Genomic DNA, 23047 nt, shown 5'->3' with positions numbered 1-23047 from the left:
GACCACCTTCACGACCCGGCCGTCGTCGTCGAGGATCGGGTTGTAGGTGGCCTGGATCCACACCTCACGATCGCCCTTGCCGAGCCGCTCGTACTCGCCGCCCTCGAACTCGCCCCGGCCCAGCTTGGCCCAGAACGCGCGATACTCGGCCGAGTTGGCGTACTCGGTGTCGACGAACATGCGGTGGTGCTGGCCGACGACCTCGCGCTCCTGATAGCCGAGCGCGTTCAGGAAGTTCTCGTTGGCGGCCAGGATCGTGCCGCGCAGGTCGAACTCGATGACGGCCTGCGCCCGGTCGATCGCGTCCATCCAGCCCACGGCCTCGGCCGACGCGCGTCGCTCGGCCGTGATGTCGCGCAGCGCCACGACGAGCGTGCCGCCGTCCACGACCCGTACGGTGGCCCGCCACTGCGCCGCGCCACCGGACACGTCGGGCGCCGCGAACTCGGCGACCGTGCCCTGCTCGCCGGCCCGCCGCAGCTCGCCCAGCACATCCTCGTCGCGCACGAACTGCTCGGCCCACCCGGCCAGCTCCGGGTTGCTGACGGCGACGAGCGCCCCGCCCGCGCCGTCGACGACAATCCCGGTCGTGTCCGTCGAGACCAGCGCGCGAAAAGCAGCGTCGAACAGCGGCTCGGCAGCCAGATCGGTCGTCATCGCAACTCCCGGCGCAGGTCGGCACGCACCCTGAAGAGGGTCTCCACCTGGCCAGTCGGCCGGTTTCCCCGCGATCTGACCCGAGAAAATATCGGAGCTTTCCGCAAACCGAACATTCCGCCGCGCCGCCGCGTCGCGTGGGACTGAGGGCGACGCCGGGTCAGGCGAGTTCGTGCTCGGCGGGGTCGGTGTTGAGCACCCACGCGAGAGGCATGGTGGCTCGCACGACGTAGTGGCCGTCGACCAGCCGGTGCATCGTCACGGTCTGCGCGGCGTCCTGGTCGACGATCCAGTACTGCGGGATGCCGGCCGCGGCGTACTCGCTGCGTTTGGTCACCGTGTCGATGCCCTCGGAGCCGGGGGAAACGATCTCGGCGACGAGCAGGACGTCCGCGACAGGCAACCAGACGCCGTCACTCTGCGCCTTGCTCCAGACAATCAGGTCGGGGATGCGCCCACCGAGGCCGCCGTCTCGCCCGGGGATGCGCAGGCCCACCGCTTGAGCGATGCGATCCGCGGGGACACCGGCGGTGGCAAGCCAAACCATGAGCCGAGTCGCGATGATCGCGTGGGCGTATCCCGGCGGCGGCATGATCGAGAGAACCCCCTCCGGGCTGATCTCGTACCGGTGGTGGTCGTCCGCGCTCATCATCGCGGTCAGGTCATCGAGCGTCACGACTGCGGGCATGTGCCTGCCGACGGCCTCCGAGCTCATGTGGGCATCGTACCGATTTCGCCGAAGGCGTGGTTGCGACGCGTCGTAGCTGTGGACAACCCGGCCGCTGATTTTGGGTGTGGCGAGGCACACCGGTCGGTGGGCGAATGCGGCGGCACTATTGAGGTGGTGGCGCAACGTAACGACGATCCTGGGGTTCAAACCGTCAGGGGTAATTGTCGTGATGGTCGTTACAGCGGTTGGCCACGGGGCGCGGAGCACGCTAGCGTGTCGATGTCTCGAAACCTATGGGAATTATGGGTTTTACGGGGTCGTCAACCACGCAATTACAGGGTGTTACGTGATTGAGATACAGGGGCTCCGGAAGACCTACCGGGCCAAGGGACGGCGCGACCGGGCGGTCGTTGCCGTCGACGGCGTTGACCTCAGCGTTTCCGAGGGCGACGTCTTCGGCGTGCTCGGGCAGAGCGGCGCCGGCAAAAGCACGCTGTTGCGCTGCGTGAACATGCTCGAACGCCCCGACGAGGGCACCGTCTCGGTCGGCGGGGTCGAGCTGACCGCGCTGAACCGCCGGCGCCTGCGCGTGGCCCGGCACGGCATCGGCATGATCCACCAGCACTTCGCCCTGCTCTCATCACGCACCGTGGCCGGCAACGTGGCGTTCGCGCTCGAGGTCACCGGCGTCCCGCGCGCCGAGCGCCGGGCCCGCGTGGCCGAACTGCTCGAGCTCGTCGGGCTCGGCGGCCGCGCCGACGCGTACCCCGCTCAGCTCTCCGGCGGCCAGAAGCAGCGCGTCGGCATCGCCCGTGCGCTCGCCGCCCGACCCAAGGTGCTGCTCTCCGACGAGGCCACCTCGGCGCTCGACCCCGAGACGACCGACTCGATCCTGCGGCTCCTGCTCGACCTCAACGCGCGGCTCGGCCTGACCATCCTGCTGATCACGCACGAGATGAACGTGGTCAAGCGCATCTGCCACTCGGCGGCGGTCATGCGCGACGGCCGGTTCGTGGAGTCCGGCGCGATCACCAACCTGCTGCACCGCGGCGACTCCGAGCTGGTCCGCGGCCTGTTCCCGCTGGACGCCCCGACCGAGCTGCCCGGTCATACCGTCGTCGACGTGACCGTCAGCGGCGAGCAGACCGACGCTCCTCTGCTGGCCGAGCTGTCGCGCCGCTTCGAGATCGACGTACGGATCCTGGGCGGCTCGGTGGAGAGCCTGGCCGCCACCCGGGCCGGCCGATGGCGGCTCGCGCTGCCCGACGGCAGCGACGCTGCCCTGGCTTTCCTGCGCGAGCGTGGGGCGCTGGTCACCGTTCCGCAGCCGCCGCTCCGGCTCGAACCGGCCCCCGTCAGCCTCACCGCGAACCAGGAGGCCGCGTCGTGACCTGGCCCGAACTGACCGACCTGCTGATGGTCGGGCTGCGGGAGACCGCGTGGATGGTCGGCGCCTCGACCGTGCTCACCGCGGTCGGCGGCCTGCTGCTCGGCGTCCTGCTGGTGCTGACCGCCCCCGGCGGCATGCTCGCCGCCCCGGCCGTCTCCTCCGTGCTCGGCCTGGTCGTGAACGTCGCCCGCTCGCTGCCGTTCATCATCCTGCTGGTCGCCGTCATCCCGTTCACCCGGGCCGTGGTCGGCACGACGATCGGCACCGACGCCGCGATCGTGCCGCTGACCATCGGCGCCATCCCGTTCTTCGCCCGCATCGTCGAGGCCGCCCTGCGCGAGGTGCCGCCCGACGTCGTTGCCGCGGCCACCGCGATGGGCGCCACCCGCCGCCAGATCGTCGGCAAGGTGCTGCTGCGCGAGGCCCGCCCGGGCCTGATCGCCGGCCTCACCATCACCGTGATCGCCCTCGTCGGCTATTCGGCGATGGCCGGCGTGGTGGGCGGCGGCGGCCTCGGCGACCTCGCCATCCGGTACGGCTACCAGCGCTTCGACACCCAGGTCATGATCGCCACCGTCGTGGTTCTGATCGTGTTCGTGCAACTCGTGCAAATGGCGGGCGACCTCGTCGTCCGCAGGCTGTCACACCGATAAGAAAGGTCCACGATGCGCCGCACCCTTGCTGCCGTCCTCACCTCCGCGACCCTGATCCTGGGCCTCGCGGCGTGCGGCTCGAACGACGATGCCGCCGGTTCAGGTTCGGGTGCGGCTTCCGACACCCTCAAGGTCGGAGTCAGCCCCGTTCCGCACGGCGAGATCCTCAAGTACGTCGCCGACAACCTCGCGGCCAAGGAGGGTCTGAAGCTCGACATCGTCGAGTTCAACGACTACATCCAGCCGAACGTGGCCCTGCAGGAGAAGCAGCTCGACGCGAACTACTTCCAGCACATCCCGTACCTGGAAGAGGAGATCGCCGCCAAGGGCTACAAGTTCACGCCGCTCAAGCCGGTGCACATCGAGCCGCTGGGTGTGTACTCCAAGAAGGTCAAGAACATCGCGGACGTGCCTGAGGGCGGCGTCGTCGGCATCCCGAACGACCCGTCCAACTCGGGCCGCGCGCTGAACCTGCTCGCCGCCAACGGTCTGCTCACGCTGAAGGACGGCGCGGGCGTCAAGGCGACCGAGAAGGACATCACCGCCAACCCGAAGAACCTCAAGTTCAAGGCGCTCGAGGCGGCCCAGCTGCCCCGCAGCCTCGAGGACACGGCGATCTCGGTCATCAACGGCAACTACGCGATCGAGACCGGCCTCAAGCCGGCCACCGACGCGCTGGCGCTGGAGAAGGGCGAGAACAACCCGTACGCGAACCTGGTCGTGGTCCGCACCGGCGACGAGAACGACCCGCGGGTCGTCAAGCTCGAGAAGCTGCTGCACTCGCCCGAGGTCAAGAAGTTCATCGAGGACAAGTACCAGGGTTCGGTGCTCCCCGCGTTCTGATCGTCCGCACGTAATGCTGGCCCCCGTCGGATCACCGGCGGGGGTCATCGCGTTCGGGTGATGATCCGAAAGGTATGACCCGCGCGCGGCGAGGATGGGGGAGGGTCGACGGCGGAGGTGCACTGTGGACCTGGCCCGTCTCGGCGTTGCGCTGCTCACCGCCGGCCTGATCGTCGTTCCCGTCCCGGCGTCCGCCGCCCCCGATGGCGCCGCGGCTCCCTCGACGCGGGAATTCGGCAACGGGCCGGACCGCAACGAGGTCGCCGCCGCCGACCCGGCGGCCGCCGTCCTGTCGGCCGAGTCCGCCGCGCCGGCTTGGAGGTCGGCCCGCCAGGGCTATCCGCGCCGGCACGTGCTGCCGCTGCCGCCCGTGAACGCCGAGGACCGGTCGATCAAGCTCGGGCTGATCCCGTACCACGGCATCGCCCCTCGCCTGAATGAACTGCAGGCCGCCTCGAACCGGGTGTCGGCCGAGGTGGTCGGGAAGTCCGCGCTCGGCCGCGACCTCTATCTGGTCACGGTCACGGCACCCGAGTCGGCCTCCGAGGCGGCCCGGCAGGACCGCTGGCGGGCGCTGATCGAGGACAACCCGCGGGCCGCCGCCCGTGATCGGGAGCTGGCCCGCGGCTACAAGACGCCGGTGCACATCAACGGGAACATCCACGGCGACGAGTGGGAGGGCACCGACGGCGCGCTGCGGGTCATCACGCGCCTCGCGACGGCCACCGACGCCGCCACGGCCGCGTTCCTGCGGCGTACGCGGGTCTATGTGACCGTCACGAACAACCCCGACGGGCGGGTCGCGGGGACGCGCGCGAACGGTGCCGGCTTCGACATCAACCGCGACTATGCCACCAGCTCGCAGCCCGAGTCGCGGGCCGTGCGCGACGTGCTGCTGGCGACACAGCCGTTCGTGATGCTCGACGAGCACGGCTACACCGGCACCACGCTGATCGAGCCGGCGACGCCGCCGCACGGGCAGAACTACGAGTACGACCTCTACATCAAGCACGCGCTGCCGAACGCGCTCGGCATGGAGGCGGCCATCCAGCGGCTGGGGCACGCGGAGACGCAGCGGGCCGACATCCCGTTCCGCGACTACGCGCCGGGCGACTGGGACGACTGGCCGCCGATCTTCACGCCCATGTACGCGATGTATCACGGCGCGATCGGGCACACGGTCGAGATCCCGCTGGCCGTCAACCGCGGCAACTACACGTCATTGCCGGTCGAGGAGCTGCGGCGACGCTCCGGCATCAACACCGACGTCGCTGAAGCGACCATCACGGGGGCCCTGACGTACGCCGACTCACACCGTTCGTCGCTGCTGGCCGACCAGATCGAGCAGTTCCGCCGCGGCTGGGCGGGCGAGCCGTCGCCGGCGATCCCGGACGGCTTCGTCGACGGCTTCGGTCCCGAGGACCGCTACTCGACGAGCTTCCCCCGGGCGTACGTGATCCCGGCCGGGCCGCCCGCCGCCGCCCGGCTCGTGAATCACCTGGTCGCGCACGACGTCCGGGTCAGCCGGGCCCGTCAGTCGTTCACGCTGAACGGCAAGCGCTATCCGGGCGGCACGTACGTGGTCGACATGCACCAGCCCAAGCGCGGCCTCGCGAACGTGATGCTCGAGGCCGGCCGCGACATTTCGGAACTCGTGCCACAGATGTACGACATCTCCGGCTGGAGTCACCGGCTGCTCTGGGGAGCGCCCGTCGACATCAGCCGGAATGCCGCGCCCCGGGTCGCCACCACGCCCGTCGTCACGGCGGTCTTGACCGGTGCCGTCACCGCTCGTAAGGGCTCGGATCTTGCCCTCACGATGCGCGACGGTAATGACGTACGGGCCGTGAACGCCCTGCTCGACCGTGGCGTCAAGCTGTCCCGGGCCGACGCGGCCACGGTGGTGGTTCCGGCCGCCGCGCGTCGTCACGCCGAGGAACTGGCCAAGACCCTGGGCGTACGTTTCGAGGCCGCGTCCCGGGGTGCGACCGGCGCGCCTTTCGCCGCCCCCGTCCTGGCCGGCGCGGTCGCTTCCGACGAACTGTTCCTGCTGCGCGAGCTGGGATTCGACGTACAGCCGGTCTCGACCGCCCTGCTCAACTCGGGCACACCCCTGAACGGCGTGGACACGCTGATCGTCTCGTCGGGCCTGAGTTATGCCCAGCTCAACGCGGTCGGCCGGGCCACGGTCGACGCCTTCGTGGCCGGCGGCGGCGGGGTCGTCACTCGCGGCGCCACCGGGGCCGCCTTCAACACGGCGACCTCGTTGCTCCCGGCCACCCCGGTCGCTGCACGCGGCGACGCCAACGGCGTGGTCGCCGTGAACAACACCGGTCCGGTCGTCGGCGCCGGTTCCCTTCCGCATTCGTTCGTCTATTCGCCGCTGTGGTTCACCGGCAGCGGGTTCACCGTCGAACAGCGTTACGCCTCCGACCCGTTGGTGGCCGGTCACTGGCTTCCGACCGCCCCCGGCGTCGCCGGACCGGAACAGGCCGCGGGGCAGCCCGCGGTCGTCTCCGGCGCCACCCGCGGCGGCGGGCGAGCGGTCCTGTTCGGCACCGAACCCCTGTTCCGGGCCCACCCCAAGGGCCTGTACGCCCAGTTCGCCCGCGCCCTCTTCTGGACCGCCTCGAACCCGGGTTGATCTTTCGGGGCCGGCGCTTCATGAGGGCCGTTCCGGCGGAAACCCGGTGGACCTGAACCCGGGTTCACGTCATACGGTGGGGCGATGGGGGTCATCCGCGGGCACGTCAGCGTCTTCTATCACCTGCTGGTCAACACGCTGCTGGTGTCGGTCACCAACTTCACCGTGTGGTTCGCGATCACGTTCTACACGTATATCGAGACCCGCTCGGTGTTCGCGACCGGTGTCATCTCGGGCATCTTCCTGGTGATGACCGCGCTGACCGGCATCTGGTTCGGCAGCCTGGTCGACAACCACCCGAAGAAGACGATGATGCAGGCCTCGGCCGCGGTGTCGCTCGCGCTCTACGTCGCGGCGCTGGTCGTCTACCAGATGACGCCGCGCGAGGAGTTCCGCGACCCGCTGAGCGTCCAGCTCTGGATCCTGATCGTCCTGCTCATGATCGGAGTGATCGCGGGCAACATCCGCACGATCGCGCTGCCGACGATGGTCACCGCGCTGATCGAGCCGGACACGCGCGACCGCGCGAACGGCCTCGTCGGCACCGCGTCGGGCGTGTCTTTCCTGGTCACATCGGTGATCAGCGGTCTGCTGGTGGCGCTCGGCGGCATGTTCTGGGTGCTGATCGTCGGCGTGGTCGTCCTCACTCTCTCGATCGTGCACCTCGCGTCGGTGCGGGTGCCGCCGGGCGTCGTGGGTGAGGCTTCGCAACCCGCTGAGCTTCCGGCGGGGATCGAGGCGGCGACCGGCGAACCCGTCACCGGCGCGAGCAAGATCGACCTGCGCGGCACGGTCAAGGTGATCAAACAGGTTCCCGGGCTGCCCGCGCTCATCGTGTTCTCGGCGTTCAACAATCTGCTCGGCGGCATCTTCATGGCGCTGCTCGACGCGTACGGGCTGTCGATGATGTCGGTGCAGGCGTGGGGACTGCTGTGGGGCGTGCTGAGCACCGGCTTCATCGTCGGCGGTCTGCTCATCGCCCGTACCGGCCTGGGTAAGAACCCGGTCTGGCTCCTGCTGATGGTCAACATCGTCTGCTGGACCGTCACCCTGCTCTTCCCGCTGCGCGACTCGGTGATCTGGCTGGCCGTCGGCCTGTACGCGTACATGCTCGTCATCCCCTACGCCGAGGCCGCCGAGCAGACGATCCTGCAGAAGGTCGTCCCGTACGAGCGGCAGGGCCGTGTGTTCGGCTTCGCCCAGAGCGTCGAGCAGGCCGCCTCACCCCTGACCGCGTTCCTGATCGCGCCGGTCGCCCAGTTCTTCTTCATCCCGTTCATGACCGACGGCGCCGGCGCCCGCTGGATCGGCGGCTGGTTCGGCACCGGCTCCGCCCGCGGTCTGGCCCTGGTCTTCGTGCTCACCGGCATCGCCGGCCTGATCGCGACCGTGATCGCCCTGCGCAGCCACCCCTACCGTCGCCTGAGCAAGCGCTACGCCGAGGCGGAACCGGCGCGCGCATCGATATAAGGTGCTGCGATGCGAGCGCCCGATGACCTTGACGCGGTCGCGTGGGAGAAGCTGACCAGGGCCGTGACGGTCGTGGCCGTCGACCTGCTGCCGTCCGCGCGGCGGTCGCCGCCGCCGGCGACCGGCCCCGCGACGACGACCAGCGCGCCGAGACCGTCGAGCTTCTGATCGAGGAGCCGGACACCGCATTCGCCGTGGCGGCCCGGTGGATCGACGCCGGGGACCACGGTTGCAACGGCACCGGGCTGGTGGCGGCGCTGCACCACGCCTGGCGAGATCGCGACCACCAGTCCGTGCGGCTGCTCACCCACGCACCGATCCCGGACGCCCCCAACCGTCTGCGGCTGCGCATCGTCGACCTGGCGACAGCCCTCGACCGGCTGCCGAGCCTGCCGGCCGACACCCGACGGCTGCTGACCACCGCGGCCGCCCATCCGGACCGGGACCTAAGACACGCCGCGCTGCGCTGCCTGGCCCGGTGGGACGCGGTGCCGCCGGACGCCGGCAAGCTGCCACCGGCCGTGCTGGCCGCGCTGCCCGACAAGGAACCCGTCATCGAGGTGATCCGCGGCATGCTGGCCTACACCCGGGGCAACGACGCCATCACCCTCGTCGCGGCGCTGGAGCCCAGCATGGCCGAACGCCTGCTGCCGGAACTCCTCGCACTCACCGCTCGCCACACGGCGGGCATCGTGGTCGCCCGTCAGTTCGCCGTCATTCCGTCGGCGGCCGCGGACCCCGCGGTCACCGCCGCGCTCGCGTCGGCCATGCGCTCACCGGTCGAGATGCAGCGCGCGGCCGCGGCCGCGTCGTGGCTCGTCCTCGGCCACCCGCCGGCCGTGGCGCTCGACGTGCTCCGGACGCTGCTCACCGACGGCGACCGGCCGGACTGGTATCTCATCGAGGTGGCCCGCGCCGCGCCACCGCTGCCCGAGCTGGTGACCCCGTTGCTCGGCAGCGCCGACGTCTGGACGCGGGTCCGCACCGCTGTCGCTCACCACCGCATCACCGGCGAGACCGGGCCCGCCGCGACAGCCCTGGCCGGGGTGCTCGGCGAGCCGGGCAGCGAGGTGCAGCCGGTGCACGGCGACGCGATCGAGGCCCTGGCCGATCTTGCGGTGCTGCCGCCGGAAGCGGCCGGGCGGGTCCGGGAGTTCCGCGACTCGGCTCGGCGCCTCGACCGGGATCCGGTCCTGGACGAACGGCTCCGCGACGCCGCCCGCCGCCTGCTCCGGGCCACCCGTTCGGGGTAGGCAGGACGCAGTGCCAGGTTCGTCTGCGCGAGGCATTGCGCGTTCGCGCAGCGTTCGGCTCGTCTGCGCGAGGCATTGCGCGTTCGCGCAACGTCCGGCTCGTTTGCGCGGGGCTTTGCTCGTTCGTGCTCGTTCGTGCTCGTTCCGGGGCGGCCCGCTGTGTGTTCAGCGGTTGTCGCCGCTGCCGCCCAGCACGCCGCGTTCCTGGCGGCTGGCCAGCTTCGCGAGGTTGGCCTTCGCGATGTCGTCCAGCGACAGGTCGAGATAGTCGGCCAGCACCGCCACGTACCACAGCACGTCGCCGAGTTCCTTCGCGATGTCGTCCCGATCGATTCGGGACTCGTCGCTGTCGAGGTCGCGTACCCACTTCTTGAACTTCTCGGCGACCTCGCCCGACTCGCCGACCAGTCCGAGCACGAGGTGCAGCAGTTCGTTCTTCTTGTCGCGCGGCGCGGCGGTGCGCAGGGCGCCGCGCTGATAGTCGTCCAGGTTCATCGGTTGCCGCCGGCTATGCCGCGCATCAGGTTGCGGAGCAGAGCATCGGTGAAGTCGGTGGTCAGGGGCTCGGCGGGCATGAGCAGTCGGTGGTAGCAGGCGCCCCACAACTGATCTATGACGACCTCGGGGTCGACGTCGGCGGCGATCTGGCCGGCCTGCTGCGCCGTTCGGAGCCGGTCGGCGGCCAGATCACGGCGGGGGCGGGTGTATTCGGCGGTGAACAGGGTGGCGAGGTCGGGATCCGACTGGGCGGCACCGACGAGGGCGGCGATCACGGGGCCGCCATGTTCGGCGGTCATCAAACGTACAAAAGCGTGCAGTTGACTGCGCAGATCGTGTTCGATGTCGCCCGTGTCGTCGAAGGCCAGCCTCGTCTCGACAGCCTCGAAGTACGCCTCGAAGGCGAGTGCGCCGGGGGACGGCCACCATTTGTAGAGGGTCATCTTGCTGACGCCGGCCCGCTGCGCCACCTTGTCGAAGGTCAGCCCGGCCAGACCGCTCTCGAAGAGCATCTCGCCGGCGGCGGACAGCGCGGCCTGGCGTACGGCTTCGGCGGGTCGTCGCCCACGGCCGCGCCTCAGCCCGTTCTGGGTGTCAGTCACTCTTGCAGTATATGGACAAGTGGTCTACTTTTAAATGGACAGCTTGTCTACAACATTGTTGAGGGTGGTCACGATGAGTTCGATTCCGATGGGCGATGCTTCGGTCGGCGGGGACGCCTCGGTGGGCCGGGTCGCGATCGTCACCGGTGGTTCGGGTGGCATCGGGCAGGCGACGGCCGAGCGTCTCGCGGCCGACGGCATGACGGTCGTGGTGCACTACGCGACCAACCGTGAGCGGGCCGAAGAGGTCGTCGCCAAGATCGGGGCGGAGGGCGGGGTGGCGATCGCGCTCGGCGGCGACGTGGCCGACGAGGTGGCCATGACGGCCCTGTTCGACGCGGTCGAGGAGCGTTTCGGCGGGGTCGACGTGGTCGTCAACACGGCCGGCATCATGCTGCTGGCCCCGCTCGCGTCGATGTCGCTCGACGACTTCGACCGCATGCACCGTACGAATGTTCGCGGCACCTTCGTCGTGTCCCAGCTCGCGGCGCGGCGCGTACGGCCGGGCGGCGCGATCATCAACGTCGCGACCTCGGTGCTGCGGCTCCAGCAGCCCAACTACGCGGCGTACGCGGCCACGAAGGGCGCGGTCTCGGCGATGACCCTGATCCTGGCCCGCGAGCTGCGCGGCCGCGACATCACGGTCAACACGGTGGCTCCCGGCCCGACGTCCACCCCGCTGTTCATCGACGGCAAGCCGCAAGAGGTCATCGACCGCCTGACCGCGCTCACCCCGCTCGAGCGCCTCGGTACCCCCGAGGACGCCGCCCGCGCGGTCTCGTTCCTGGCCGGCGTCGACGGCCGCTGGATCAACGGCCAGACCATCTTCTCCAACGGCGGCGCCGCCTGAGCGGTGTTTGAGCGGTCGTTCAGGAGCGGAACAGGTCCAGATCGACGGCGGCGGCCAGGGCTTCCATGCCGGCGTCGTTCGGGTGCAGGTGGTCGCCGGTGTCGTAGCGGGCGGCATACTTGGTGGGGGAGCTCGGGTTGTGGAGCGCGGCGTCGAAGTCGACCACCGCGTCGCAGCCGCTGCCGTCGGCCTTGAGGAAGTCGTTGATCGCCGCACGGCCGGTCTCGCCCTGCGAACTCCAGTAATCGGCACCCTCGTACGGGGTCAGGGTCGAGCAGAAGATCTTGACGCCCGCGTCGTGGCTGCGCTGGATCAGGTCCTGCATCGCCGCTACGAGCTCGGTGCTGCCGATGCCGTCGTCGCCGCCGAGGTCGTTGATCGCGGTGTCCGAGACGATCACCCATTTCACGCCCGGCTGGGCCAGCACGTCGCGGTCGAAGCGCTTCACGGCACTCTCGCCGGAGCCGTCACCGACCAGCATGTTGCCGCTGATGCCCGCGTTGAGCACGCCGACCTGGGTGCCCGCGGCCAGCAGACGCTTGGCGAGCTGGTCGGGCCAGCGCCGGCTCTGGTTGAACGACGAGTCGAACCCGTCGGTGATCGACGCGCCGAGCGCGACGACCGAGCCCAAGGCGGCCGCGTTCTGCACGTCGACGCCGGCCAGGAACGCGTAGTTGTCGAAAGTGCGCGCGCCCGAGAGCGACGCTTTCGCGCTCTGATTGCCGGAGGCGGCATAGTTGTTGCGGTTCGCGAAGACGTGCTGGCTGACCGAGTCGATCTCCTGGGGGACATAGGCGGTGACCGCGACGTCCGCGCCGGCCGGCAACGTGAAGTCGACCGCGTCGCTGACGGCCGTCTTCCCCGCCGCGATGGTCACCGAGTCGGTGCCGCCGAAGGTCACCTTGGTGTTCGTGCCCGCGTCGACCGTACTGGTGCGCAGGGACCGAGCCAGATAGACGGCGCTGACGGTCAGGGGTCCGGTGCCGAACTCGTTGGAGAGGCGGAGGCGTACGGTGTCCCCGCCGATGCTGGTCCGCACCACCTGCCGGACCGTCTGCCGCTCGAATCCGCGTCCGCCGTCCTGCAGCGCGACCGCCCAGGTACCGGTCCAGGGCGTCCCCGCGGCGCTCGGTTCAGTGCTCGGCTCGGTGCTCGCGCCAGTGGTCGGATCGGGGCTCGGCTCGGCGCTGGGCTGCGCGACCCCCGTCGTTCCGCCGCTGTCGTCGTTGCGGGTCGAGTCCCGCCGTACGAGCACGATGGCCACCACTATGAAGACCACGAGCGCCGCCGAAACCGTGACCGCCGACTTTCTGAACCGTTTCACTGCGCTCACGCTACTGGAGCTGACCTGGGGTTCTTGCTATGCGTGAGCTGGGAATCTGAACCAGTTGAGCGTGATCGTGACACGGATCTCACGGCCCGTCGTGGTCCGATTTTCCCGCTCGACTGCGTCATGCTGTCGGGGTGACCGATCTGCGTGTTCTTACCGGCGGCGCTGAATCGCCGACCTATTTGCTGTTGCACGGCCTCGGCGCCACGGCCGAAGTCTGGGAAGGGCTGGCCGCCCAGCTCGGCGACGCCGCATGGGTCGCGCCCGACCTGCCCGGGCACGGGGGTTCGTCCGCGCTGCCGTCCTACTCCTTCGCCGGGGTGGCCGCCGCCGTCGCCGGCCTCGTCGACCCCCTAGGCACCGTGATCGTCGGTCATTCGTTCGGTGGCGTGATCGGGCTCCACCTGGCCGGCCGCCCCGGAGTGCTGGCCGTGATCGGGCTGGGCATCAAGGTGTCCTGGACCGAGGACGAGCTGGCGAAGGCGGCAGCGCTCGCCGAGCGCCCCGCCCCCGCGTACGCCACCCGCGAGGAGGCCGCACGCCGCCACGCGAAGGTGGCCGGCCTCGACGGCGACGCCCCGGCATCCGCGGTCACCGAGACCCCCGAGGGCTGGCGGCCGACCTTCGACCAGCGAGCGTTCGCGGTGGGCGACCCGCACGTGGCCGCCCTCCTCGAACTGGCCACCGTCCCGGTGCTGCTGGCCCGCGGCGAACACGACCACATGGTCACCGCCGGACAGATCGCCGACCTGGGCACCGACCCGATCGATCTGCCCGGCCTGGGCCACAACGCTCACGTCGAGCGGCCGGAAGCCCTGTTGCCGCTGCTCGCGACCGCGCACAACGACCGGGTCGCCTGACGGCCCGTTCCCGCTTTGCTCTCAGTCAGCCGTGTCTGTGTACGGCCGCTCGTCGTATCAGCGCTTTATGGCGATGACCGCGCCGTTCGCGCCCGGCGCGTCGAAGTGCACGGTGTGGATATCGGTGAAGCCGGCCGCTGCGAGCCAGTCCGTGTACTCGGCGTCGGAGTAGTTCCGGCCGCCCACGGTCTCGACGAGCATGTTCATGCCCATCAGGGCGGCGGAGGCGGGTCCGGTTCGTTCGGCGTTGAGCAGCAGTTCCGAGATGACCACCCGTCCGCCGGGCGCGAGGGCCTCGTACGCCTTGGTCAGAAGTTGTTGGTTCGTGGCGGCGTCCCAGTCGTGCAGGATCATGCTGAAGAGCACGACGTCGTGGCCCTCCGGCAGATGCTCGTCGGTGAGGAAGTCGCCGGGCGTGGTGGCGATGCGGTCGCTCAGGCCCGCGGCGGCGATGTTGCCCGCGGCGATCTCGCACACGTGCGGCAGATCGAAGACGGTCGCGCTCAGGCTCGGCAGCAAACGGCAAAGCTCGATCGGGTACGCCCCGGAGCCGCCACCCACGTCGAGCAGGCGCTCACTGCCGCTCAGGTCGACGTGCGCCGCGAGCTCCTTCGCCGTGAAGATGGACGTCGAATACATGGCGCCCCAGAAGCTCTCCAGCATGCGAGGGTCGGCTGTATCGAACATGGACTCCTGTGTGGACGGGTCCCAGGTGAGCGGTCGATCGGTGTGAAGCGCTTCCCCCACCCGGTGCCAGGGCAGGTAGGTGCGCTGATCGCAATAGGTCACCTGACCGCCGAAGTAGTAGGGCTTGCCCTTGACCAGAAACTCCTCGGCCAGCTCGGTGTTGCGATAGCCGTCACCGTCCTTCGCGAGCAGCCCGAGCGAGGCGCACGCGGTGAGCAACAGATCGGCCGGCCGGTCGGCCAGCCCCAACTCCTTCTCGGCCTCGGCGACGGTCATCGTGCGGCCGCCCGCCAGCCGCGTGAAGAGCTCCATCTCCACGGCGGCCGCGAACGTCTTGAAGCTCCAGAAACCGGTAACAAGCCCCATCAACGGGGTCGGCGTCAACATACATAGATCATTCCAAATCCCGCCGACGACCCAACCGCCGCCCGGACCGCCAAACCAAGCACGCCGATCACCAACCCGAGCCTGTCGGTCGCCGCTCCGAGCCCGCCGAGCGCCGCTCCGAGCCCGCCGAGCGCCGCTCCGAGCCCGCCGAGCGCCGCTCCGAGCCCGCCGAGCGCCGATTCGAGCGCCGAGCGCCGATTCGAGCGCCGAGTGCCGAGCGGAACTTGCCGAGGGCTGAAGCGAGCGCCGAGCCGGCCGTCGGGTTGCCAGCGAGAGCCGGGCAACGCCCGGTTTCTCTGTCGTGGTGCCCCGGAATGGCCGTTTGCGGTGCCCCGTTGGCTCGCCACTGTGGGTATTACCAGGAACCAGGCCTTTCGCTGCTTGATCGTTCTGCTGATCCTTGATGCAGGGGTCTCGATCGCGGTTCAGGGGTCTGAACCCAGGAGTCCGGCGCCTGGATCCGACACCGCCGATTGATTATGGCTGGGAGGGGCCCGTTTTCGTGAAGTCGGGAGCTTTTATCCGGCTTCATCAGCATGCGCGAGGGGAATGGGACGCGGGCATGGGGCACGTGTCCGTCGGCACGAAGCGGATGCTCGACTCGGGATCTCAGCGGACAGGCCTTCACGGCGAAGGGGCGTACATGGCCTGGGCCGTGCCGGACAGCTCTCTACATTGTCAGGGCGAGCTTCCCGGTTACCCGGCCGGTGGCCAGGCGGTCCATGGCGGTCCGGGCCTCTTCGAGGGGGTAGGTGCGCTCCAGCGGTGACGAGATCGACGTCAGGGCCGCCAGGTCGGTCCGGTTCGCGATGACGATCGGGGCGCGCAGGGTGTGTTTGATGAACGGGGAGACGGTTTTGGCCTGCAGGTTGCGTTCCAGGCCGCCGAAGAAGCGGCCGCCGTTCTCGCCGCCGGTCAGGCACAGGGTGCCCTGTGGACGAAGCAGTGCGCGCAACGCCGGCAGCGGGCGGTTGCCGGCGATGTCGATGATGAGGTCGTAGGAGCCGGTCAAAGGCTCGCGGGTGTAGTCGATGACGTGGTCGGCGCCGAAACGGCGTACGGCTTCGAGCTTGGCCGTGCTGCACACCGCGGTCACCCTGTCGCCGCGTGACTTGGCCAGGAGGACCGCGAACGAGCCGACCCCGCCGCCCGCGCCGATGATCAATACGTCGCGGGTGGGGGCTGTGGACGGCGCGAGCATGCGCAGGGCGGTCGCGCCGGAGGTGGGGATAACCGCTGCCTGTGGAAAAGTCAGGTGCTCGGGCTTGTGGAGAAGCCGGTGCGGTTTGGCCGTGGCGTACTCGGCCCAGCTTCGGGAACCCTCGCCGAAAACCTCGTCGCCGACCTTGAAGTCGGTGACCCGTTCACCGACCTCGGTGACGGTGCCGGCCAGGTCGAGCCCGGGGGTGGGGTTGCGCGGGCTGCGCAAACCGAAGCCGAGGCGGGCGACGAGCGGCAGTCCGGTCATCGCGTGCCAGGCGCCGCGGTCGACGCCGGCGGCGTGGACGCGTACGAGAACCTGGTTGGGTTTGATCGTCGGCCGGGGGACGTCGGCGAGGCGCAGCACGTCGGCGTCGCCGTAGGTGGTTTGGACAATGGCCTTCACATGGACTCCTCTGCCGGGTGGCGGAAAACGTCTTCCAGGCCGACTTCGAAGACCCGCGCGATGCGGAACGCCACCTCCAACGATGGCGAATATCGGCCCTGTTCGATAGCGATGACGGTCTGGCGGGTGACGCCGATGCGGTCGGCCAGCTCGGCCTGGGTCATCTCACCGGCGGCGAACCGCAGCGCGCGGATCTCGTTGGTGATGCGGGTCGGTTTCACCAGGGATGGAAGCCCCGGCGGTAGGCGACGATCCGTGCGGTCGACCCGAGCACCGCGGACAGTACGAACGCGAGATAGATGACGTTGGCGATCCAGAAGTGCCGGGCCTCGAGCAGCGCGAGGGCCATCGCGGCGACCGCGCCCGTGACAACCAGCGAGCCGCCGATGTGGTCGCCGAAACGGGCGATCTCGCGGTCGCGCTGATCGGCCCGCTGTGCACGGCCGAACAACATGTCCACAGCGATGTTGACGACGATCGCGCCACCGATCGTCCACAGGAGGGCGGGCACATAGTCGACGCCGGTCGTCCACAGGATGACGTAGACCGCGTAGGCGATGAGGCTCGTGACGGCGAGGCTCCAAGCCCGCCGTTCCTCGGTTGTCATGCCTTGAAGGTAAAGAAACCCGGACACCAAGTCAAAGTTTCTTTACATGATTCTCAGCGCCGCCACAGGTTGCGCAGGTGAGCGCCGCACGGGCGTTGCCGGATGACGGGTGGCGGGCTTGGCTGGTTGGGGCCGTGCGGCTCAGCTTCCGGGTGGGCCCGGAAGCTGAGCGCGGGGGGTCAGAAGCCGGCGAGGACCGTTTTGCCGACCGTGCGGCCGGATTCCTGGGCGGCGTGAGCCTTTCTCATGTTGATCGCGTTGATGCCGTCAATACGAGTCGTCAATGTTGATTCGATGACGTTCTTGTCCACAAGGGCGGCCACCTGGGTGAGGATCTCATGCTGGGCCGTGCTTGTCGGGTCGTAGAGGGCGCGGGTGAACATCAGCTCCCAATGCCAGGCGATGCTCTTCGATTTCAGTCCGACCAGGTCCAGGCCCTCGGGTTCGTCGATGGCGACCACCGCGCCGTACGGGCGGATGATCTCGGCGAAAGTGCCGATCATGCCGGCGGAGTGGGGGCTGAACACGTAGTCGACGCCTTCGGGAAGCTGGGCCGCCAGGTCGCCGCGATGGTCGACCACCCGGTGGGCGCCTCGGTCCAGCACGTACTGGCGACTCTCGGGGCGCGAAGCGGTGCCGATCACCTCCAGGTCGGTGAGGCGGCGAGCGAGTTGCACCAGCACCGCCCCGACACCACCGGCGGCGCCCAGCACCAACAGACGACCGGTGCTGCCCGCGGTCAGACGCAGGCGATCGAAGAGCGACTCCCAAGCCGTCAACGCGGTCAGGGGCAGGGCGGCCGCGGCGGCGAAGTCCAGGGACGCCGGCTTCCGGCCCACGATCCGCTCGTCGACGAGGTGCAGTTCCGAGTCTGTGCCGGGACGGGCGATCGAGCCGGCGTACCAGACCTCGTCGCCCGGCCGGAACAAGGTGACCGCCGAACCCACCTTTTCCACAACCCCGGCCGCGTCGAAGCCGAGGATGCGCGGTTCGCCGCCCGGGTCGGCGCTCGCGCGCACCTTCACGTCCACCGGGTTGACCGACACCGCCTTGACCCGCACCAGCAGATCGTGCTCGCCGGGCGACGGCACCGGCACCTCGAGGTCGAGCAGGGACGACGGGTCGGAGATCGGCAGATTCTTGCGGTAGCCCACCGCGCGCATCACATCGGTCATGACCTGCACGGTATTGCGATTTCCGCAGCTACCGGCGGCAAGGTGACGCGGGACTCGGACTGCGCGGGGTGGGGTTGGAGTGCCGGGACTCGGGCGGGGTGAGGGAGACGACGCGGGACTCGGTGGGCGGAAGGGTGGCGGGCCATGGGCGGTAGTGCGCCGGGGCGGGTGGGTGGCTGCGGGCGGGAGTGACGGGGAACTCGTCGGATTAATCCGGGATTCACAAACGGGCGGATCGTTATCGTGGGTGATACGGCGCGTCATCGCCGATGTCATCGGGGCGGTCGACGATTCGGGGTCATGAGGACCTTCGACCGTCACCGGGTGGCTCACTGGGCCGCCGAGCTGATCGAGGTCGCCGCCGTGTTCTTCGCGGTCGGCGCGGCCCACCTGTTCGTCACGTTGATGGGGGAGCGGGCCCACGGCGCCGCGATGCTGATCGCCAGCGGAGCAATTCTGGTCGTCGGGGCCGTGCTGCGCCGGCGGTGGACCCAGCGCCGCAGCCAGGCCGCCGCACCGCGGCACGTCACCCTACCCGACCTGCTCGCCATCCCCGGCGGTCACCGCGAGCTCGTCCGGGTCCGCACCACCCTGCCCGACCGGCCCGGCACGCTCGCCGCGCTCAGCACCCGTCTGGCCGAGCGGGGCATCAACATCCTGGCCATCCAGGTCCATCCGGACGAGCGGGGCGCCGTCGACGAGTTGCTGGTCGCCGTCCCGCCCGAACTGACCGCGCGGGACGTGGCCGACACCGTCGTGACCGGCGGTGGCGAGGACACCGAGACCAGCCGGGCCGACGTTCACGACCTGGTCGATCCGGCGACCCGCGCCCTGACGATCGCCCGTCAGGCCGCGTCCGGGGCGGTGTCCCTCGCCGACGCCATGCACCGGCTCCTCGCGGCCGACCTCACATCGACCAGACCGGCCGGGGCCACGCACGTCGCCACTCTTCATCACGCCACCGGCGAACACCGTTTCCTGGTACGCCGTTCGCCCGCCTTCACCCCGACGGAGATCTCCCGGGCGCAGGCGCTCCTGGACCTGTGCGCGACCGCGTCCCGCTCGGCGAGGTGAGAGGCGGCGCGGGGCGGGTCTGAGGCGCGAGCTGAGAGCGGGGCGCGAGCCGAGGACGGGGGCGTGAGGGCGGGTGGGTGGCGGTGTGGGACCGGGTGCGCGGCGGGCCCCGCGTGATCCGTGTGAGCCCGCCGCACGACAGCCGGATCAGCGCCGCAGGTCGACCCAGACCAGGCGGTGGTCCGAGGTGGGGAAGCCGTTGACCGGCGACCACACCGGGTCGAAGACGCCGCTCAGGCGGGACAGCGGATCCGACCGTACCGGCCAGAACACGCCCGAGCCGGTCACCTTGATGCCCTTGCGGGGCAGCACGTAGTCGGCCCGCAGGTTTCCGGGCGCGGTGTCGGCGAAGTCGGCCGTGTCGAAGCGCGGATCGCCGGTGTGGGCGGCGTTGGCCCCGCCCTGCAGCGCGGACGCCTCGGCGGCCCCGGCGCTCGACGGCGTCGTACGGGAGGAGATCAGCGGGTGGTCGAGGAGCTGGTTGATCGCGCGCCCGTAGGAGTCGCCGTCGTTCGGGTCGGCGTTCTGGTCGCCCGCGATCACGAAGGCCTGACCGGGCTTGAGGCCTCCACGGCGGCCCCGATCGTCATAGATGTACGACGATTTCTTCCCCGGCGTCACGTAGTCGGCCCAGAAACGGATCTCGTCGTGGTTGCGGCGCCCGTTGCGGTCCTCCGGCCCGTCGAAGGTCGGCGGCGTCGGGTGCGAGACCAGGAAGTGCAGGGTACGACCGCCCACCCGGATCGGCACGTCCCAGTGGCTCTTCGACGACAGCCGCAGCGCCGCCTGGGCGGCCGGCGAATAGAACTCCGTCGGCATCAGATTGCCCGGCATGTCCCGCCACTTGAAGTGCTGGAACGTGCGCACGGCGGGAACGTCGATCGGATACTTCGAATAGACCACCATCCCGTACTGCCCGGGGAACAGGCCGAAGCCGTACGAGTCGTCCCCGTACGCCTGATCGCCCGGAGTCGTATCGGCCACGCCGTTGTTGTTCAGGTCGAGCCCGGACGACACCCCGGTGTTCGACGGCGCCACATACCGGTACGGATAGCGCACGGTCCGTGCCCCGTTCTGCGGCACCTCGAGGAAATTGCGCGCGAACAGCCGCGCCGCCTCGGGGTCGTAGTCGAATTCGTTGAGCAGCACGATGTCGGGCCGGGCCCGCTGAATGACCTCGGCCACGTTGCGCGCCTGCCGCCGGTAGACGTCGTCGACGTCCGGCTCGGACAGGTGGGTGCGCAGCAGCCCTTCGGACGGCCGGTTGAGTGAAAGGTTGTAGGTCGCCACGCGCAGCGATCCGGTGGCCTGGGCCGGCGGAGCGACGCCGAGCACGACCGTGGACACCACCGCGGCAGCGAGAAGAATTCGCCTCATCCTCTGTCCCTATCGGACCCGTCGTCGCGAGACAATGGCGCACGCGATTCCGTTAGGGTCTGTTCCCGTGCACTTCACCCTCGATCCCGCCGCGCCCCTCGACGACCTCGAACCCCTGGCCGGGCTGATCGGCGACGCGCGTGTCGTGGCGATCGGTGAGTCCGCCCATTTCGTACGCGAATATCACCTGCTGCGGCGCCGCCTGATCCGTTTCCTGACCGAGCGTCACGGATTCACGACCGTCGCGTTCGAGTCCGGTTTCAGCGAGGGCCTGACGATGCGCGACTGGATGGGCGACGGCGTCGGCGACCCGCCCGAGGACGGCATGACCTATCGCTTCGCCCGCTGCGCCGAGATGCGCGACCTGCTCCACTACCTGAAGGAGCGCGGCCTCGAATACTGGGGCCTCGACCTGCCCGGCGATCTGGGCTCGATGCTCACCGTGCTCGACCACCTCGACGAGCACCCCGGCATCGACCACGAAACCGTTTCCGCCGTACGTCGGCACGCCGCGAAATTCGCCTCGGCCTACACGATTCCGGCCTTCTCGGCGTACCGGGAAATGGCTCTCATCGATCGGGACGCGTTGACGCTGGGGCTCGCCGAATTGACGGCCCGTTTCGACTCGACCCCGCGTAGAACCGACGCCGACCGTCACGCGACCGCCCGCCACGAACTGCGCCTGATCACCCTGCTCGACCAGATGCTGCGCGCGCAGACCGCCGCCGTGGAGGGCTCGGCCGCTCACGCCCGGCTGAACATCCGCGACGGCGCGATGGCGGCCACCGCCGAGTGGATCCTGAATCGCGCCGAGGGCCGTGTGATCATCGCCGCCGCGAACTCACACATCCAGCGGCGGCACCCGATGTTCGATGTGCTCGGCACGCACCTGTCGGCCGCGCTCGGCGACGGCTACTTGGCGATTGGCGTGACCTGCGAGACCGGCCGCGTCGCCACCCGGCGGCTCGCCCCCGACGCGCCCGCGATGGCGGAGGCCGTCGTCGTCGACCTCGCGCCGCCGCCCGAGGACAGCGTGGAGGCGGCCCTGGCGAGCGGTCGCCCGACGATCGCCCGCCCGCCGGCCGGTGCCCGCAGGATCCGGCTGCTCGACACGTACGCCGAGCAGCCGGACGCCTTCGACCTGATCGCCTGCGTCCCGGTCAGCACCCCGACCGAGCAGGCGGTTTGGGCCGGGGCCTAGGTGAAGCGGGCCGCGATCCAGTCCGCGATCAGGGTGGTGCTCTCGAAGACGGCGCCGTCGTGGGTCGCGCCGTCGATCTCGACGTATTCGACGGGCTGGGCGTAGCCGTCGAGCTGGGTGAACAGCGGGCCGGCGGTGAAGAAGTACGGGACCGCCTCGTCGGCGTTGCCCTGCACCAGCAGCACCGGCGCGGTTGTCGGCTTCCGGCCCGGGTTGGCGTACTTGGACAGTTTGGTCACCACGCTCTGCGGAAGCGTGCCGCCGACCAGCAACTGCGACGCGGTCAGCGGGGCATAGGTGGCCAGGATCTCGTTGAGGCAGCCGCTCTGCAGCACGCCGGTGCGTTGCCGGGCCGGCTGGGCCAGCAGCAACTGCGGGACCACCGACGGGTCGACGGCCTGCAGGCCGAACAGCGCCATCACCAGGTAGCCCTGCGCGGCCGTGCCGGGGATGAGCGGCACGAACAGGTCGGCGTTGGAGACCGGGGCGATCGCGGCGGTGCCGCGCAGGACGAGCGCGCCGTCGTACGTGGGGGCGAGCTCGTTGGCGAACAACGCGCCCTGGCCGCCCTGCGAGTGGCCGTCGATGACGTACTGGGTGCCGAGGGTGGCGTCGAGGTTGCGGGCCGACTTCGCACTGTCGATCATCGAGCGGGCCGCGCTGGCGCCGACCAGGTACGGGTGGGGCAGCGCGGTGCCGAGCCCGGGGTAGTCGGGGGCGGCGACCGTCCAGCCGCGCTGCAGGAGCACGGCGATCGCGGCCCGCGCCTCGGGCCAGAAGACCGCCTGGCTCGCCGACGGGGCGCACTGGTCGGCCAGGCCGGTCGTGCCGTGACCCCAGACCACGATCTTGTTGTTCTTGCCGGTCTTCGGGGTGAGGACCAGGCCCGTCGCGGTGATCAGGCCGCCGTTGACGTTCGTCGTCACATAGCTGATGCGTTTACCGTTCGCGAGCGGGGAAAGCTCGGACGGAAGGGTCGCGGTCGCGCTGGAAAGAACCATTCCTGGCAGATCGACGGCGTGGGCCGCCGTACCCGGGAAAAGTGCCGCGGGAATGACGAGCAAAGCGATGATAAAGGCCGCGAGGCGCTTTTTCAGGGCAGGGTGCATCAATGTTTCCTTTCAAAAAGGACTGAAAAGGGACGCGCAGCCGGGTCGTCGTGGACGCGGTCGGGCGCAGCGTCATTCGCGCCGCGGACGTGGGGTCCGCGGCG

21 protein-coding genes and 1 pseudogene are annotated in these 23047 nt (G+C 69.8%); 10 read left to right on the top strand and 12 right to left on the bottom strand.

Features of this window, described 5'->3' with window-relative positions; translation table 11 throughout:
- Positions 1 to 24: 24 nt before the first annotated feature.
- A pseudogene (locus EER30_RS49065) lies at positions 25 to 309 on the bottom strand (PAS domain-containing protein); the annotation flags it as partial.
- Positions 310 to 817: 508 nt separating this feature from the next.
- Positions 818 to 1372, bottom strand: coding sequence for a Uma2 family endonuclease (locus EER30_RS39015; RefSeq protein WP_240670582.1), 555 nt, complete (start codon positions 1370 to 1372; stop codon positions 818 to 820).
- A gap of 301 nt (positions 1373 to 1673) precedes the next feature.
- On the opposite strand from EER30_RS39015, the gene EER30_RS39010 reads away from it, so the two are divergent.
- The 6 genes from EER30_RS39010 (at position 1674) to EER30_RS38985 (ending at position 9580) form a co-directional block, all read left to right on the top strand.
- Positions 1674 to 2717, top strand: coding sequence for a methionine ABC transporter ATP-binding protein (locus EER30_RS39010; RefSeq protein WP_240670581.1), 1044 nt, complete (start codon positions 1674 to 1676; stop codon positions 2715 to 2717).
- The gene (locus EER30_RS39005; RefSeq protein ID WP_240670580.1) at positions 2714 to 3370 is read left to right on the top strand and encodes a methionine ABC transporter permease; all 657 of its coding nucleotides are present in this window, start codon (positions 2714 to 2716) and stop codon (positions 3368 to 3370) included. Before EER30_RS39010 ends, EER30_RS39005 begins: the two co-directional genes overlap by 4 nt.
- Positions 3371 to 3382: 12 nt before the next feature.
- Positions 3383 to 4213 (top strand): MetQ/NlpA family ABC transporter substrate-binding protein, encoded by an 831-nt coding sequence (locus EER30_RS39000; protein WP_127506533.1) that lies wholly within the window; start codon positions 3383 to 3385, stop codon positions 4211 to 4213.
- Between the two features lie 124 nt (positions 4214 to 4337).
- Positions 4338 to 6857, top strand: coding sequence for a M14 family zinc carboxypeptidase (locus tag EER30_RS38995; RefSeq protein WP_205650605.1), 2520 nt, complete (start codon positions 4338 to 4340; stop codon positions 6855 to 6857).
- Positions 6858 to 6941: 84 nt separating this feature from the next.
- The gene (locus EER30_RS38990; protein WP_127506530.1) at positions 6942 to 8327 is read left to right on the top strand and encodes an MFS transporter; all 1386 of its coding nucleotides are present in this window, start codon (positions 6942 to 6944) and stop codon (positions 8325 to 8327) included.
- Between the two features lie 41 nt (positions 8328 to 8368).
- On the top strand, positions 8369 to 9580 hold the full coding sequence (locus EER30_RS38985) for a hypothetical protein (RefSeq protein ID WP_127506528.1): 1212 nt from the start codon (positions 8369 to 8371) through the stop codon (positions 9578 to 9580).
- A 165-nt stretch (positions 9581 to 9745) separates the two neighbouring features.
- Here the strand turns inward: EER30_RS38985 and EER30_RS38980 are convergent, their stop codons facing one another.
- Together EER30_RS38980 and EER30_RS38975 are read right to left on the bottom strand one after the other, a co-directional pair.
- The gene (locus EER30_RS38980; protein WP_127506527.1) at positions 9746 to 10075 is read right to left on the bottom strand and encodes a nucleoside triphosphate pyrophosphohydrolase family protein; all 330 of its coding nucleotides are present in this window, start codon (positions 10073 to 10075) and stop codon (positions 9746 to 9748) included.
- Complete coding sequence (locus EER30_RS38975) at positions 10072 to 10680, bottom strand: TetR/AcrR family transcriptional regulator (RefSeq protein WP_240670579.1); 609 nt, start codon at positions 10678 to 10680, stop codon at positions 10072 to 10074. The genes EER30_RS38980 and EER30_RS38975 overlap by 4 nt, the downstream gene beginning before the upstream one ends.
- Positions 10681 to 10753: 73 nt before the next feature.
- On the opposite strand from EER30_RS38975, the gene EER30_RS38970 reads away from it, so the two are divergent.
- The gene (locus EER30_RS38970) at positions 10754 to 11530 is read left to right on the top strand and encodes an SDR family oxidoreductase (protein WP_240670578.1); all 777 of its coding nucleotides are present in this window, start codon (positions 10754 to 10756) and stop codon (positions 11528 to 11530) included.
- Positions 11531 to 11549: 19 nt separating this feature from the next.
- Here EER30_RS38970 and EER30_RS38965 read toward each other — a convergent pair whose 3' ends face one another.
- Complete coding sequence (locus tag EER30_RS38965; RefSeq protein WP_164842644.1) at positions 11550 to 12854, bottom strand: SGNH/GDSL hydrolase family protein; 1305 nt, start codon at positions 12852 to 12854, stop codon at positions 11550 to 11552.
- A 140-nt stretch (positions 12855 to 12994) separates the two neighbouring features.
- Here EER30_RS38965 and EER30_RS38960 point away from each other — a divergent pair, with 140 nt between their 5' ends.
- On the top strand, positions 12995 to 13720 hold the full coding sequence (locus tag EER30_RS38960) for an alpha/beta fold hydrolase (RefSeq protein ID WP_127506523.1): 726 nt from the start codon (positions 12995 to 12997) through the stop codon (positions 13718 to 13720).
- Positions 13721 to 13777: 57 nt separating this feature from the next.
- Here the strand turns inward: EER30_RS38960 and EER30_RS38955 are convergent, their stop codons facing one another.
- The 5 genes from EER30_RS38955 to EER30_RS38935 form a co-directional block, all read right to left on the bottom strand.
- Complete coding sequence (locus EER30_RS38955; protein WP_127506521.1) at positions 13778 to 14794, bottom strand: methyltransferase; 1017 nt, start codon at positions 14792 to 14794, stop codon at positions 13778 to 13780.
- Between the two features lie 670 nt (positions 14795 to 15464).
- Positions 15465 to 16400 carry an NAD(P)-dependent alcohol dehydrogenase gene (locus EER30_RS38950; RefSeq protein WP_127506519.1) on the bottom strand — a complete coding sequence of 312 codons (936 nt, stop codon included), beginning with the start codon at positions 16398 to 16400 and terminating at the stop codon, positions 15465 to 15467.
- Positions 16397 to 16624: a helix-turn-helix domain-containing protein gene (locus tag EER30_RS38945; protein WP_127506634.1), complete on the bottom strand. Its 228-nt coding sequence runs from the start codon at positions 16622 to 16624 to the stop codon at positions 16397 to 16399. Before EER30_RS38945 ends, EER30_RS38950 begins: the two co-directional genes overlap by 4 nt.
- A complete protein-coding gene (locus EER30_RS38940; RefSeq protein ID WP_127506517.1) occupies positions 16618 to 17007 on the bottom strand; it encodes a hypothetical protein in 390 nt (129 codons plus the stop codon). The genes EER30_RS38945 and EER30_RS38940 overlap by 7 nt, the downstream gene beginning before the upstream one ends.
- Before the next feature lie 179 nt (positions 17008 to 17186).
- Positions 17187 to 18182, bottom strand: coding sequence for a zinc-binding alcohol dehydrogenase family protein (locus tag EER30_RS38935; RefSeq protein WP_240670577.1), 996 nt, complete (start codon positions 18180 to 18182; stop codon positions 17187 to 17189).
- A 300-nt stretch (positions 18183 to 18482) separates the two neighbouring features.
- On the opposite strand from EER30_RS38935, the gene EER30_RS38930 reads away from it, so the two are divergent.
- Positions 18483 to 19256, top strand: a complete 774-nt coding sequence (locus tag EER30_RS38930; RefSeq protein ID WP_127506515.1) for an ACT domain-containing protein — start codon at positions 18483 to 18485, stop codon at positions 19254 to 19256.
- Between the two features lie 147 nt (positions 19257 to 19403).
- Here EER30_RS38930 and EER30_RS38925 read toward each other — a convergent pair whose 3' ends face one another.
- Positions 19404 to 20633, bottom strand: coding sequence for an endonuclease/exonuclease/phosphatase family protein (locus EER30_RS38925; protein ID WP_127506513.1), 1230 nt, complete (start codon positions 20631 to 20633; stop codon positions 19404 to 19406).
- A 67-nt stretch (positions 20634 to 20700) separates the two neighbouring features.
- On the opposite strand from EER30_RS38925, the gene EER30_RS38920 reads away from it, so the two are divergent.
- On the top strand, positions 20701 to 21834 hold the full coding sequence (locus tag EER30_RS38920; protein WP_127506511.1) for an erythromycin esterase family protein: 1134 nt from the start codon (positions 20701 to 20703) through the stop codon (positions 21832 to 21834).
- Here the strand turns inward: EER30_RS38920 and EER30_RS38915 are convergent.
- Complete coding sequence (locus EER30_RS38915; RefSeq protein WP_240670576.1) at positions 21831 to 22898, bottom strand: alpha/beta fold hydrolase; 1068 nt, start codon at positions 22896 to 22898, stop codon at positions 21831 to 21833. The genes EER30_RS38920 and EER30_RS38915 overlap by 4 nt on opposite strands.
- Positions 22899 to 23047: the final 149 nt, after the last annotated feature.

The organism is Actinoplanes solisilvae (genome assembly GCF_003999975.1).
Taxonomy (GTDB): domain Bacteria; phylum Actinomycetota; class Actinomycetes; order Mycobacteriales; family Micromonosporaceae; genus Actinoplanes; species Actinoplanes solisilvae.
The sequence above is the reverse complement of the archived record's forward strand: the minus strand, read 5'-3'. Positions and strand labels throughout refer to the sequence as shown.

Coding starts and splice junctions, on each gene's coding strand:
- EER30_RS38955 (WP_127506521.1), bottom strand. CDS start 14,794: ATGTTGACGCCGACCCCGTTGATGGGGCTTGTTACCGGTTTCTGGAGC.
- EER30_RS39015 (WP_240670582.1), bottom strand. CDS start 1,372: ATGAGCTCGGAGGCCGTCGGCAGGCACATGCCCGCAGTCGTGACGCTC.
- EER30_RS39000 (WP_127506533.1), top strand. CDS start 3,383: ATGCGCCGCACCCTTGCTGCCGTCCTCACCTCCGCGACCCTGATCCTG.
- EER30_RS38970 (WP_240670578.1), top strand. CDS start 10,754: ATGAGTTCGATTCCGATGGGCGATGCTTCGGTCGGCGGGGACGCCTCG.
- EER30_RS38980 (WP_127506527.1), bottom strand. CDS start 10,075: ATGAACCTGGACGACTATCAGCGCGGCGCCCTGCGCACCGCCGCGCCG.
- EER30_RS38935 (WP_240670577.1), bottom strand. CDS start 18,182: ATGACCGATGTGATGCGCGCGGTGGGCTACCGCAAGAATCTGCCGATC.
- EER30_RS38930 (WP_127506515.1), top strand. CDS start 18,483: ATGAGGACCTTCGACCGTCACCGGGTGGCTCACTGGGCCGCCGAGCTG.
- EER30_RS38990 (WP_127506530.1), top strand. CDS start 6,942: ATGGGGGTCATCCGCGGGCACGTCAGCGTCTTCTATCACCTGCTGGTC.
- EER30_RS38940 (WP_127506517.1), bottom strand. CDS start 17,007: ATGACAACCGAGGAACGGCGGGCTTGGAGCCTCGCCGTCACGAGCCTC.
- EER30_RS38925 (WP_127506513.1), bottom strand. CDS start 20,633: ATGAGGCGAATTCTTCTCGCTGCCGCGGTGGTGTCCACGGTCGTGCTC.